Genomic DNA, 13,358 nt, shown 5'->3' with positions numbered 1-13,358 from the left:
TGAAGAAAAAGTGGCGGACAGAGGGGGATTCGAACCCCCGAAGGCTTGCACCTTACACGCGTTCCAGGCGTGCTCCTTCAACCGCTCGGACATCTGCCCACTTTTGTAGAAGGCGATTTTAGTCAAAAATGGCTTAAAGTGTGATTGTACTACACTAAAATAGTTAGAAAGTGTAGTTATGAAGTCTCAAAAATGCTTCGCTTTCTTCACTGTATGTTTCCACTGCCAATAAGTTTCCATGGATATTGAAAATATGCTTTTTCCCATCGGGATGGAAAAGGATATAAAGATGAATTTTCCCCCACATTGCAAGATAGCCTTGTGTCATCGCATAATGCTCTTTGATATGGTGTGCCACATAGGCTTCAATACTTTCTTTCGATTGATTGAGAAAAGCTTCTTTGGGCAACATCATACGACGCTTTGCATCCATTAATGCCAATACAAAGAGTGGTTCATTCACCCTTTTAAAGTACGTCTCCATGAAGAGATAGGGTGTTTTCATAGCTTCTAACTGTTGTATGGCATTTAATAAAGGCTCATAATAGTGCTTTTCAATCGATAAAATCTCACATAGTACCACAAGAAATGTTCTGTTTGTATGTACATAATCATAATGTGCTGAGGCGAGCCAGGTTTGCAGTGTGCTACATCTCAACAACGAATTCAACTTGGATATTCCTTTTGAAATCACATGATAACCGAGTTGTTTTAGCACCGTTGAAACTGCATGCTGTTCAAGCTTGAAATTAATTTGTTCTATTAGTTCGTGCATACTTTTTCTCCCAAGCTTTAATCAAAAATTTTTAATCTTCTGAGTATGGTATCCATACCTTATTTCTTTTTAGGTGTTTCATAGTTTTACCGCTAGCTTTAGAGTAATCTGTGTAGCGTGTTGTCCCCTCTATGATTTGTTTGATTGACGATATTTCAATTGTGCATATTATTTCTCTCATGATTTTCAGTATTTTAACCATTTCCTCTCGTGTAAAATCACCTTCTGATCGCATATTTTCTGAATATCTTTTTGATTTTTTCATTTGCTTTTGCAAAGTTATTCTTATCTCTAAAAGCTCATTTCTAGCTTTATCCTCAATTGAAATTTCACCTATTAGTCTTTTCCCTATAAGACCGTTAATATGCATAATTTCTTTGAATAACGCCTGCTCAAAAATTTGCAATGGCATGGTGCTCTCCGTGATTTCTGTTTTATGAAAAATTGCTATATCTCTAAATAAGTTTTGAGTTTTCTACCTATTTTTGGATTTTTAATCTTTTTAATAGCAGATGTTTCAATCTGGCGTACTCTTTCACGTGTTATACCCATCGTTTTAGCAATTTCTTCTAATGTAAAATCTCCAACGATGCATGCATTTGAAGAGGATCTTTTTAATTCTTCTAGTCGATTCTGTAAAGTTGCTTCGATTTCTACAAGTTCATTTTTAGCTAGCGTATCAATTGAAATTTCACCCATTGCTTCTTTTCTAAAGAGCTGTTGAATATGTTTGATTTCTTTGATTAACTCTTGCTCTAAAATTTTAAACGGCATAGTATTGTCCTTCATTTAGATTCTGGGCATAGAAATTGATTTCTATACATATATATAAAAAGCCAAGATGTGATTTTGTTAATAGTAAAAGGTGATTTTTTGATTTTTTAATGAAAAATGTAACAAAGCTACCCATTATTTTGAGTAGCTTTTCCTATTATGAAGGAATTTGAGATTAATTATTTTACGAGAGAAAGATGACTTTTGTCTTCAATTTATCCTTTTAGCCATTTTCTCTACATAGCTCAAGAGAGCCATTTTGAGTGGTTTCCCTGCTGAGTAATCCGCTGGAAGAAGTTGTTCTGCTCTTTTAGATTCTATCGCCAAATGATACCCTTCGTTGTATGGTTTCATGGTTGCTTGTTCATCTATCGTGCCATCAGCGCGTTTGATTTCACGGTAAACCGCTATAGATGTTCCACCACTTTTATTGATAAGGGAAAAAGCAGGTATATCGGTTTGTCCATCTCCAAGGAAGATCATATTTTCAAAAGGAATACGAAGATTTTTGCTCACTTCATTAACCTTAGATGGGTTATCCCCTCTTTTAGGTGAAACACCCTTTGCGATCATGTAAAGCTTTTGTGTCTTGATGGTATGACCAACAGTCTCTTTGATATATGCCAACTTTCCATGCTCATCTTCATCAAGGGAACATGCAAATATCTCTTTAAAGTGGTCACTCAAATTGTGTTCATCAAAAGCACCTTGAATCATCTCGGTAATGCCACCACTAATGCAGTAATACTCTAACTTGATGTTCTTTTCTTTGTGCTCTTCTTGCTCAACAATCATCTGCAAATCATCAAAGATAGAATGACTGCCATTTCTTCGGCTCAAGCCATCGTAAAGATTGACTTTTTTACCGTATTTGTATAGCGTTTGATTATTAAGTGCATACTTTGGGTCTCGTTTCCCATAATCAATGAAAGTTTTTAAATAAGCATGCTCCATATCATACCCTTGAGCAATCTTTTGGGCACTTTCTTCCCAAAATATTTTTGCCTCGACACCCCAATCATCAAAGATAACTTCTTGCTGGAACTTTGGGGACAGCGTAATATCAAAATCAAATATGATAGCTATAATGTTGGACATTTTGACCTCATGTATATTTAAAGTTAGTGTTAATTTTTATTTATATTCTTCTAACTCGGATTGCCATTTTTTACTAACTTCTTCTTTCTTGTCGGTAGGTAGTAGCATTGCGCCCGTATTTTTATTGCCTACTAACAATACTTCATTTTCTATTTTTAACCATAAAGTTCCTAATAACCATGCGATATAAGCATCAAGATGGTCATCAGTCATCGTTTTTTCTTTTACAGATTCGTTTTCATCTTTAATTACAGTAACTTCAACTTTATATTTTGCATTTGCCTGATTTGTGGATTCCGTTACAGCTTGTGGTTTTTCGAACTTGTCAAGTAATTGTCTAACCAATATATTGAATGTTTCTTTATTTTCTTTATAATCCCAGTCAAATTCCGTTTTAGCTTTATTGTTTTCTTTTAACCAAAGCCATAAAGCAAGGGCAGGGTGAACTTCAATAACATATTTGCCTTTTAGAGATTTTTTCTGCTTTATCGTAAGCTGTTCGGTGATAAGCTGAAATGGCAAATTAGATTGAGGAACCTCTGGCTGAAATATTTGTGGAAGCCCTAAGCAATATTGAGTAATTGACCAATGAGGACACCCAGCATAGCCCATAGTGGATATCCCTTTAACTTGAACGGTGGCATTAATCAACTGTTCTATTTTTCTTTGATAGAACGGGTTATATTTTTCTATTTTCTGATTAAAATTAATTGGCTTTCCTCCTGTTAAAGGCGCATCCCAGCATATTAATATATCTTCTTCTGAATTTTTAAATTCATCATCAAGATACTTTTTTAACTTATCAGCTTCTATTTCAGTGAATCCATCAATATCATTATAAATAACAGTTTTTTTAGAAGGAGCAGGGTCGATACCTATAACTTTCATAATTATCACCATCCTTTTTTGGACGATGATAACATTCTGCAACTTAAGTTTAATCACATATATATGTGGAATGACCCCACAACACTAGACACTCTTGAAACTGTTAATACGGTCGATAATGACCACATGAAACATCAAGAGGAGAAAGTAATTCCATGGCAAATAAACTATACACAGACGAGTTCAAACAAGAGGCAGTCAATCAAATTGTAAAAAATGGCTATCCCATTAAAGATACCGCACAAAGATTAGGAGTGCATCCTGATTCACTCAAAGCATGGATAAAAATCTATAGTAATCCTCAAAGTACCTCACAACACCAAGCTTCCAAAGATTTATCATCCGAGAATAGGAAGCTCAAAGCAGAATTAAAAAGAGTCACCGAGGAGCGTGACATTCTAAAAAAGGCCGCAGCGTACTTTGCCAAGAATCAAAAGTAAAGTACGCCTTCATTAAAGAGTATAAGCCATTTTATCCCGTGCGAAGAATGTGCAAAGCTTTGCAAGTCCATTTTAGTGGTTATTATGCATGGAATAAACAACCAGAATCAAAACGTGATAGAGATAATAAAGTGGTCTTGCAACACATTAAAGAGGCTTATGAACACAGTGGTCGTATCTATGGATATCGAACTGTTACCAAAGATCTTATAGCATCAGGTATCAGTGTGAATAAAAAAAGAGTCGCAAGACTTATGAACATAGCCAAACTCTTTGGTGCAGGTGTCAAACAGAAAAAACCTCGTTATAAAAAAGGGCAGAGACATTTGGCACCTCCTAACCATCTTGGGCAGTGTTTCAATGTTCAAGAGCCAAATCACACATGGGTAACAGATATAACCTATATCAAAACACATGAAGGATGGTTTTATTTAGCGGTTGTATTAGACCTTTTCAGTAGAAAAGTTGCTGGATGGGCAACAAGTCATCGCATGACAACACAGTTAGCTCTAAAAGCTCTGGAAATGGCAACCTTTAGACAAAAACCACATCATGAAGTTATTGTACACTCTGATCAAGGATCACAGTATAGCTCTTACGAGTGGCAAGCACTCCTAAAAAAATACAACCTGATTCCTAGCATGAGCAGGCGAGGCAACTGTTATGATAATGCAGTGGCTGAAAGCTTTTTTAAAACATTTAAGCGTGAATGTGTCAAAAAACAGATTTATATTACACGAGAGGAAGCACAATCAGACATATTTTATTACATTGAAATGTTTTATAATTCAACCAGAAGGCATAGCTATCTTGGTTATATTTCGCCCAATGAATTTGAAAAAAGATATAATGAGAAATTAAATATGGCTTCGCAGAATTAGAGTGTGTCTACAAATGTGGGGTCATTCCAAATATCAAACGAAACACAGTAAATACAAATACTTATTTTTTGATTATGAGAAAGAAAACGAAGTCAAAAATGCTGGTAAAAGAACAAATAATAGACTAAAAAAAATTATTAATGAAGAAAATAAAAGTTTTCACTCTTTTAGAAAAAATTTCAGTCAAGAAATTGAATTAAATACAAATGGAGACGAGAAAACCAAAAAATATTTGATGGGACACAGTTTTAAAGGAGATATAACACATACCATTTATAACAAAAATAAAATCAATATACAAAAACTAGTAGATTGTATAAGTCAAATAACCTTTACATTGTAAAACTTAGTCTGTCACAATAGTTAATAAAATAATAATATATTTTATTAACTATGTAGTTTATATACTAGTAAATACTCATATATAAACTACATCCGAGAGAGGTAAACTATCACTATAATTATAATTTATTACATTCACTTCGTGAATATAATAAATAATATTTATACTCACTAGTTGTACGAAATTTTTTTTCTTGAAACTGTTTCTTTTGGTTGATTTTTTGAATTTGCTTTAATGAAAATTTAGCTTTAGAAAAATCTTTTTTTTGCTTAAAAAATTTAGTTTTAAAAGTTATTGAAGTAAAAATGTTTTTAGATTATAAATTTTTGAAAAAATATTTACTTATACTCTTTTTGTTATCTAAAACTTGTAGAATACAAACACACACGAAAGAAAAAGAAAAAATTACGCGCTAAAAAGAAAAAGAATAAAATAAAGCGTTTTCTATGACAACTTTTTGTTTTTTGATGTTTTGTATTGTCAAACATTTCTTTTAGTGTTTTTTCATTGTTTTTGAGTGTTTAATGAGGTTTTATATTCTATGTTAAAATCTTTTTTGACTTGTTTTATAAATACTACAATGTTGATATAACGAAAAGAGTATAAGTAAATATTTCTAACAGTCCCCAGAATAAATGGGAAAATCTCTCTGTTTATTTCAAATATCCACCAGAAATAAGAAAAGTTATTTACACCACCAATATTATTGAATCAGTGCATCGTCAGTTTCGTAAGCTAACAAAAACCAAAAGGTGCTTTTCCAAATGAGAATTCACTACTCAAATTGCTTTATATGGGCATAAAAGATGCTGAAAAAAAATGGACTATGCCTGTTTGGAATTGGAGCTTGACACTTTCTCAACTTGCAATATTCTTTGAAGGGAGGCTTAATAATGAGCTTAAAATTTAAGTGATGATATAATGTGACAAAAGCATTTAAAGGACTTTTGATATGACAAACTGGTTGGAAGCTAATGATTCAGAATTAGTGTGTTATTGTATAGAAATTGATAAAAAAACTATTGTTGATGCCATTAAAAAAGGAAATAACACTCTTTCTAAAATCAAAGAATCAACAAAAGCTTGTACTGGAAGTAGTTGTAAAGAATTAAATCCATCTGGTGAGTGTTGCTCAAAGGATATTAAAAATTTAATTAAGCTCTACTCAGGTAAAAATAGTAATGAAAATTGTAGTTGCTGTTGTAGTAGCTAAATAGGTGTGATAGGATTTCTCCTATTAGAATTACTTTGACACGAAATATTTAACCAATTTTTTTCTATAAAAACATCCCATTCAAGTCAAAAAGCCCCCTTCAGGGGGTTGGGGGGATAAAATTTTAAATTATTTTTTTTCGATTTGTCCAATATCTTCAATACTTTTTTTATTTTTGAAACGTAAACTTTCTAGTCTTTCTTTTTCAAATTTTCTGAAATTTTCTTCTTCTTGTTTTCTAATTTTTTCTAATTTTTCAAAAACATTTTTTTCTAATTTTTTATCAATTTCATCATTTTTTATTTCTTCATTTATTATGTTTTCAAGAATATTTTTTAAAATTTTATTTGTTTCATGTTCATTTTTTAATTTGTTTTTATCTTCATTTTGGTCATTTTTTAGTTCGTCAATTTTTGATAATAATACATTTTCTTTTTTGTTAAAAAAGAAATAATCATCGTTTAGTTTTTGATTTAAAGAAAAGATTTTTATATCTTTGTCTTTGTTTTTTTGTTCTAAATCTTCAATGAAAAATTTTAAATTTGAATAGTTTCTAACAGACTTTATAATGTTTTTTATATCTTCTTTTGATTCTGTTTCAATTTCGATTTTTTGGGTTGTTTTACTACTTAAAAAATGTGAATTTTCTTGTGTTTTGATGTTTAAAATTTTGATTGGACTTTGACCTTCTTGTATTTTTTCTTTCAATTTTTGATTGATTAATTTTGTATGTTTTTGATCGATTGTTAAATTATCTTCGTGATTGATTTTTAAACGTTTTTCAATTTCTTCTGTTGTCAAATAATCGTTAAATTTTATACGTTCTTTTTTGTTTAATTCTTTCAATTGTCTATTGAAAAAAATGTAAAAATCTTCTTGAAATTGTTTCATAAATTTTTTATGATCTTCTTGTTTGTTAAAATCTAAATCTAAATTATATTTAGTATCTATGTATTGAAAAGTATTTTTATTAATATCAAAATCATTTTTTTCGTTGTTATATGAGCTTAAAAATAAATGAACATGACTTTTATTTTCTGTTCCTTCGTCAAGATGAATACAAGAACAATAAAGATCATAATTTTTGAAATATTCATTTTTAAAATTCTTAATTATTACGTTCCACTCTTCCTTTTTTAAGTCTAATTCCTGCCCTTCTGGAATTTTTAAAAGAACCTCTTTAACTATAATTTGATTATTATATTTACGTGTTTTTTGTTTTAATTTAATCATTTCATTTTTTAAAAAAATGTAATTTTCCAATGTTTTTATTGTTCTTTTGTCTTTTACTTTAACGTTTTTAATTTTGTGTTTATAGACTATATTATGTAAAACAGTTCCAGCATTTTTACTTTGTTCCAACTCTAATTCTAGTAATTCCAGTGGAATTTTTTTGGAAATTGATGATTTTGAATTTTGGAAGTCTTTTAAAATCTTTTTTCTTTCTTCTTCGTTGTTAATGTTTTCAAATTTTTTTATATTGTCTTTTATATCTTGTTCAATTTTTAATAATAATTCTTCATTTGTGTCAAAATTGAAATCAGAAATATAATCATTTTCGTGTGTTTTCTCGGTGTTTATATGTATTTTTTCCTCTTCTAAAACCCTTAACGAATGTTTTAAACTTGTTATCATTTGTGAATAACAATTTTTAGTGTTTTGAAATACTTTTTTACCGTTTTTCGTAAAATTTATTTCTTTGTATAAGAATGTATTATTTCCCATTTTTTCTCCTTTTTTAATTTATAAACTTAATTATAGATTAAAAAGTTAGACGTGGGTAATAACACCTTATGACAATAAACTAACTTTTTTTTACCCTACATTTCATTTCGGTAAAAAGTTAGTTTATTGGTAATGTGTTTTTGTTCTAATGAACAAAAAGAGAGAAAAGAAAAATATACAAGTGTCCAACTTTTTGTCCAACTTGTCCAACTTTTTTTATGTTATAATCATCAAAAAAAAGGAATAAAATGCGTTTAAAACCCCTAAATTACGGGGTTTCTGGTTACAATGGGAATTGGGAATGTCTCCCCCTCTGCCCGCCACTTCACAACTCACTATCTCATGATAAAGCTTAACTCTCATAATGATTACTATACCATTGTTTCACGCTTTGCGCCAAGACAATATACGCTAACATCATCATTAACAATATAAACCAATACAACATCGGCAATGCTTGAAATCCCAAAGTTTGCGCAAAAGGAGAGTAGGGTAGAAACATACCAAAGAGCATTACAAATGATGTCATAATAAGAACAGGAACGCTCGCAACACTTTGAATGAAAGGAAGTTTATTGGTGCGCAAGATATGCACGATCATCGTCTGCGATACCAGCGACTCCACAAACCAACCTGTTTGAAATAACGATGGATTTTCCCAACACTGAAAGATATACAACATAACGGCAAACAATATATAGTCAAACAACGAACTCACTGGCCCCATTACCAACATAAAATTGCGCAATCCTCCAATGTCCCATTTACGAGGTTTTGCTATAAACTCCGGATCAACATTATCGGTGGGCGTTGTTGATTGGGATAAATCGTAAAGAAAATTGTTCGTAAGAATTTGAATAGGACGCATAGGTAAAAAGGGTAAAAAGAGGCTAGCGCCTAAAACACTAAACATATTGCCAAAATTCGAACTGGCACTCATCTTTATGTATTTGATGATATTTCCAAAGACCTCTCTTCCACTGATCACACCTTGTTGGAGCACAAGAAGGCTTTTTTCTAAAAGAATCATATCGGCACTCTCTTTAGCAATATCCACTGCCGTATCAACAGAAAGCCCAACATCAGCCATTTGAAGGGCTGAAGCATCATTAATACCATCCCCTAAAAAGCCTGTCGTATGACCATTATGGTTCAATGCTTCAACGATGCGTGCTTTATGAGAAGGTGAAAGTTTGACAAAAATATTCGCTTCTTCCACAGCAATTTTGAGTGTTTTATCACTCATAGTATCGATATCTGAACCTTTATAAACACGTGTAATCATCAACCCCACATCATGGCATATTTTTCGTGTTACAACTTCATTATCTCCTGTTAAAACTTTAACTGCAACACCGCAGCCATGAAGTGCATCAAGTGCTTCTTTTACACCTTCTTTAGCAGGATCAAGAAAAGCGATAAATCCGTTTAATGTCAAATCACATTCATCTTCTGGCGTAAAGTTCCTTTGTAAAACATCTACCTCTTTAGAAGCAATAGCAATAACCCTAAACCCTTCTTCATTGAGCCGTTTCACTGTTTGAAAAGCACATTCTTGGTTAAAAGCATCAAATGCCAAATTTTCACTTCGATGCTCAAATGTATGGCACAAAGCGATAATCTCCTCAACCGCACCTTTCGTAATCATAAGATGTTTTTTTGAAGCATTATTCTCAATAACAACAGACATGCGTTTACGACTAAAATCAAAAGGAATTTCATCGATTTTACGTACATAATCGCTTTTTTGTAATTTTTCGTACTGAACATATTGCAAAATTGCCATATCGAGAAGATTTTTCAGCCCCGTTTGATAATGGCTGTTGATGTACGCTAACTCCAAAACATGCGCATTCTCATTTCCAGTAACATCAATATGACGCTCTAAAATAATTTTATCTTGCGTGAGTGTTCCCGTTTTATCGGTACACAATACATCCATAGCACCAAAGTTTTGAATGGCTTGAAGATTTTTGACAATTACTTTTTTTTGAGAAAGTCTCATCGCACCTTTGGCCAAATTAACAGTAACGATCATCGGTAACATTTCAGGTGCAAGCCCTACGGCAACCGATAGACCAAATAAAAAAGCTTCTGCCCAATCGTGTTTTAATAAACCGTTGATCACAATAACAACAGGAGTCATGATAAGCATAAATGTAATCATCATCCATGTAAATTTCTTAATGCCTCTATCGAATGTTGTCAAAGAGGGCTGGTGTTCAAGCATCGTAGCAATAGAGCCTAAATAAGTCTTTTTACCTGTTTGAACCACTATGCCAACAGCAGAACCACTTTCGACATGACTCCCTCTGTAACACATATTGGAAAGATCGAAAATACTTTCATTATGGAGCGCATTGCTTTGTTCATTTTTTTCAACAGGCATTGCTTCACCTGTTAATGTAGATTGGTTAACAAAAAGCTCTTTTGAAGTAAGAATTCTCATATCTGCCGCGATAATATCTCCTGCTCCTAAGTGCACTATATCCCCAGGAACGAGCATAGAAATCGGCAACTGCAATAACGATATATTGCCATTAACATTACGCCCAACAGTCGCCATGGATGATACCATTGCATTGAGTTTTTCTGCTGCTTTTCCTGAACGTATCTCTTGTGTAAATGATAAAACAACACTAATTAATGTCATGGCGCCAATCACGCTTGCCGATTTGAGATCTTGAATATAGACAAGGTTAATGAGCGCTAAAATCAAAAGCATCACAACCAAAGGCTCTTTAAACTTCGATAAGAGAATAAGCAAACTGTGCTGCTTTTGATGTGTAGCAACAACATTGTGACCATAAAGATGCAAACGATGATGCGCTTCGCTTTGTGTCAAGCCTTCTTGATTACTTTGGAGTTTTTCCAATACTTCAGAATAGGAAAGAGCTGATATGTCTCGGAAATTTTTGACGTGACTAGAGGGAACGCTTTCGTGTAACTGCTGCCCTGTGAGAAGAGAGCGACGAAAGCGTTCAAGAATTTGAAAATGGCGTTTCATTTGAATTCTATATTATGGAAGATACTGGTAAAAACCGTATCTACACAATACATTATTGCATCTCGCTTCTTAGTTTTCCATACTTATCGCATGCGATAGAAAGACCTTGTTCACACGCTTTTTTATAAAGTGCTAATGCTTTATCTAGGTTTTGCGTCACACCTTGTCCGTTACGGTACATTACTCCTAGGTTATAGCAACTTTTTTCATACCCTTCATCACATGTTTTTTGAAATAATTCAAATGCTTTTGGATAATTTTTTTGAACACCTTGTCCTTTGTAGTACATCAATGCGACATTGTAACACCCTCTGGTATGCCCTTTTTCACATGTTTTATAAAAAAGCGTAAAGGCTTTTACTACATCTTTGGTAACCCCTTCACCAGAATCGTACATCATACCAAGATTGTAGCAACTGTCGATAAATCCACCATCACACGCTTTTGTAAACAACATAACCGCTTTTTGATCGTCTTTATAAATGCCAAGCCCAGAATCGTACATATTTGCAAGATTGTAGCATGCCTCAGCATTGTCATTGTCACACGATTTTTGAAAAAACTCTGCCGCAGTGCCAAAGTCATTTCGTTCATATGCTGATAGTCCATCCATAAGGTCATCTGCATACGATAATTGTGTACAAAACGCTAAAAGAGATAAGAGTTTTACAACATTTTTCATCATAGCTCCTTATTTATATTTTCCATTATAGGTTATTTCATTAAACAGTAACTCTTCAATCAACTCAGGAAAGAGCCTAATGCTCATAAAAAGTGCCACATTTTTTGCGATAGAGAGCGGATTGTTTGCATTCGAAATAGAATCTGCTAAATAGTCTTGATCGGCTTTACTAAAGCGCTTGATCGAATAGATAAAATCTTTGATAGTTTCTTTCGCATCAAGATCTGTTGCACTCTTTTTATACTCTGCATGCAATTTTTCTATATCCCATATACTTGTTGCAAAAAGATTTATGATGCTCTTGTTCGCTAAGAACTCTTCAAAAGCCACTTTCACATCAAAATCTATAATAAGACTAGGCTTATCTTCGCCTATAAAGTAAATATTTTCACGTGTAATTGCCCCACCGTAGATATTTTTACCCTTAAATGAATGGGCTATAAAGACAACTTTTTTGCCAATACGTGAGCTTACAACATCACCACTTTTGAGTTTTTTCCATGAAAGTTCTTGATACGACTTGGGATCATTAATGGTTTTTAAGACCTCTTCTTTAATCGTCTTTTGATACGTAGCATCAACACTTTGAACTGCTTTTGTATCTGTATTTTTTTCTTCTTTACTGTTGCATCCGCTAAGGAAACATAGAACAATCAAACATGTTATTACATCTCTTAGCATCACATTTCTCCTTAATTGAACGTTCATGTTTTATTGTATAACGGTACAACTTAAAGCAATAAAAAGTGAGCTGTTTAGCACTATAAAAGTTTGAAAATAAAAAAAGAAAATAGCTCTTTTCTTGAAAAGATAGCCTTGTCATGCTATACTTAAATAAATATAGAACTATAAAGAGCATTTTATGATCAATCTCAAAAAAGTACAAATGTTACCCGCTCGTGAACAGGTAGCTTCCATACTGCGCTCTTCAATCCTTTCTGGTGGTATCAGCAAAGGTCAATCCATCACACTTGACAGTATTGGTGAGCAAGTTGGTATGTCTCGCACGCCCGTACGTGAAGCATTTCAAATTCTTGCCAATGAAGGTCTACTCGAACTTCGCCAAAATCGTTGTGCTATTGTCAAAGGTATTTCGATTGAAGCTATTAAAGATCACTATGAAATGCGTATATTGCTTGAAACCGAAGCGCTTAGACGTGCGTGTCAACATATGAATGACGAAACACTCAAAGCCATTCAGACTGTCAACAAGCAAGGTCAACGTGCCAAAGAAGCAGGCGATACCGAAGCCTACAATCTTGCTAATCAAGCCTTTCATATGACGATTTGGGAAGCAGCAGATAGTGAAAAACTCAAATCATTTCTCTCATTACTATGGAATGGTTTATCAATGAACCATTTGGTCACAGCTCAAGAATATGCAGGAATTTCTTTAGCAGATCACAATAAAATTGTTGAACAGCTAGAGAAAAAAGATTATGAAGGTGCATGCGAAACCATGCGTCAACATATCATCTACAGTATGAACAGTACACTAGCAAATTACAAAAACTAATTAAAAGAGGCGCAAA

Annotated in this window: 11 protein-coding genes, 1 tRNA gene and 2 pseudogenes; 4 read left to right on the top strand and 10 right to left on the bottom strand. The window is 32.9% G+C overall.

The window, feature by feature from the left end; genetic code table 11:
- Positions 1 to 11 precede the first annotated feature (11 nt).
- The 6 genes and pseudogenes from UCH001_RS00140 to UCH001_RS00115 form a co-directional block, all read right to left on the bottom strand.
- A tRNA-Ser gene (locus UCH001_RS00140) sits at positions 12 to 99 on the bottom strand.
- Between the two features lie 64 nt (positions 100 to 163).
- Entirely contained in the window at positions 164 to 775 is a 612-nt protein-coding gene (locus UCH001_RS00135; RefSeq protein ID WP_145973089.1) for a hypothetical protein, read from the bottom strand.
- 31 nt (positions 776 to 806) lie between these two features.
- Positions 807 to 1,187, bottom strand: coding sequence for a hypothetical protein (locus UCH001_RS00130; RefSeq protein ID WP_067172630.1), 381 nt, complete (start codon positions 1,185 to 1,187; stop codon positions 807 to 809).
- 35 nt (positions 1,188 to 1,222) lie between these two features.
- Positions 1,223 to 1,357, bottom strand: a pseudogene (locus UCH001_RS13300) (sigma factor-like helix-turn-helix DNA-binding protein); the annotation flags it as partial.
- Positions 1,358 to 1,759: 402 nt separating this feature from the next.
- On the bottom strand, positions 1,760 to 2,647 hold the full coding sequence (locus tag UCH001_RS00120; RefSeq protein WP_067172625.1) for an HAD family hydrolase: 888 nt from the start codon (positions 2,645 to 2,647) through the stop codon (positions 1,760 to 1,762).
- A gap of 36 nt (positions 2,648 to 2,683) precedes the next feature.
- Positions 2,684 to 3,535, bottom strand: a complete 852-nt coding sequence (locus UCH001_RS00115; protein ID WP_067172622.1) for a DUF429 domain-containing protein — start codon at positions 3,533 to 3,535, stop codon at positions 2,684 to 2,686.
- Between the two features lie 155 nt (positions 3,536 to 3,690).
- On the opposite strand from UCH001_RS00115, the gene UCH001_RS00105 reads away from it, so the two are divergent.
- The 3 genes and pseudogenes from UCH001_RS00105 (at position 3,691) to UCH001_RS00095 (ending at position 6,412) form a co-directional block, all read left to right on the top strand.
- A protein-coding gene (locus UCH001_RS00105) for an IS3 family transposase (RefSeq protein ID WP_145973087.1) occupies positions 3,691 to 4,856 on the top strand; the annotation gives its coding sequence in 2 pieces (ribosomal slippage) (positions 3,691 to 3,943 and positions 3,943 to 4,856; 1,167 coding nt in all).
- A 961-nt stretch (positions 4,857 to 5,817) separates the two neighbouring features.
- A pseudogene (locus tag UCH001_RS13070) lies at positions 5,818 to 6,109 on the top strand (transposase); the annotation flags it as partial.
- Positions 6,110 to 6,151: 42 nt separating this feature from the next.
- Positions 6,152 to 6,412, top strand: coding sequence for a (2Fe-2S)-binding protein (locus UCH001_RS00095; protein WP_067172612.1), 261 nt, complete (start codon positions 6,152 to 6,154; stop codon positions 6,410 to 6,412).
- Positions 6,413 to 6,541: 129 nt separating this feature from the next.
- Here the strand turns inward: UCH001_RS00095 and UCH001_RS00090 are convergent, their stop codons facing one another.
- From UCH001_RS00090 to UCH001_RS00075, 4 genes are all read right to left on the bottom strand, one after another.
- Positions 6,542 to 8,137 (bottom strand): hypothetical protein, encoded by a 1,596-nt coding sequence (locus UCH001_RS00090; protein ID WP_067172609.1) that lies wholly within the window; start codon positions 8,135 to 8,137, stop codon positions 6,542 to 6,544.
- A gap of 352 nt (positions 8,138 to 8,489) precedes the next feature.
- Positions 8,490 to 11,144, bottom strand: coding sequence for a magnesium-translocating P-type ATPase (mgtA, locus tag UCH001_RS00085; protein WP_082705623.1), 2,655 nt, complete (start codon positions 11,142 to 11,144; stop codon positions 8,490 to 8,492).
- A 52-nt stretch (positions 11,145 to 11,196) separates the two neighbouring features.
- Positions 11,197 to 11,826: a tetratricopeptide repeat protein gene (locus tag UCH001_RS00080; RefSeq protein ID WP_145973086.1), complete on the bottom strand. Its 630-nt coding sequence runs from the start codon at positions 11,824 to 11,826 to the stop codon at positions 11,197 to 11,199.
- Positions 11,827 to 11,835: 9 nt separating this feature from the next.
- Positions 11,836 to 12,507 (bottom strand): hypothetical protein, encoded by a 672-nt coding sequence (locus tag UCH001_RS00075; protein WP_067172605.1) that lies wholly within the window; start codon positions 12,505 to 12,507, stop codon positions 11,836 to 11,838.
- 181 nt (positions 12,508 to 12,688) lie between these two features.
- Here UCH001_RS00075 and UCH001_RS00070 point away from each other — a divergent pair, with 181 nt between their 5' ends.
- Complete coding sequence (locus tag UCH001_RS00070) at positions 12,689 to 13,342, top strand: GntR family transcriptional regulator (RefSeq protein WP_067172602.1); 654 nt, start codon at positions 12,689 to 12,691, stop codon at positions 13,340 to 13,342.
- The last annotated feature ends 16 nt before the right edge of the window (positions 13,343 to 13,358 follow it).

The sequence above is a fragment of the Sulfurospirillum sp. UCH001 genome, from assembly GCF_001548035.1.
In the GTDB taxonomy this organism is placed as follows: domain Bacteria; phylum Campylobacterota; class Campylobacteria; order Campylobacterales; family Sulfurospirillaceae; genus Sulfurospirillum.
Note: the sequence above shows the minus strand (reverse complement) of the source record. Positions and strands in the feature narration are given on the sequence as shown.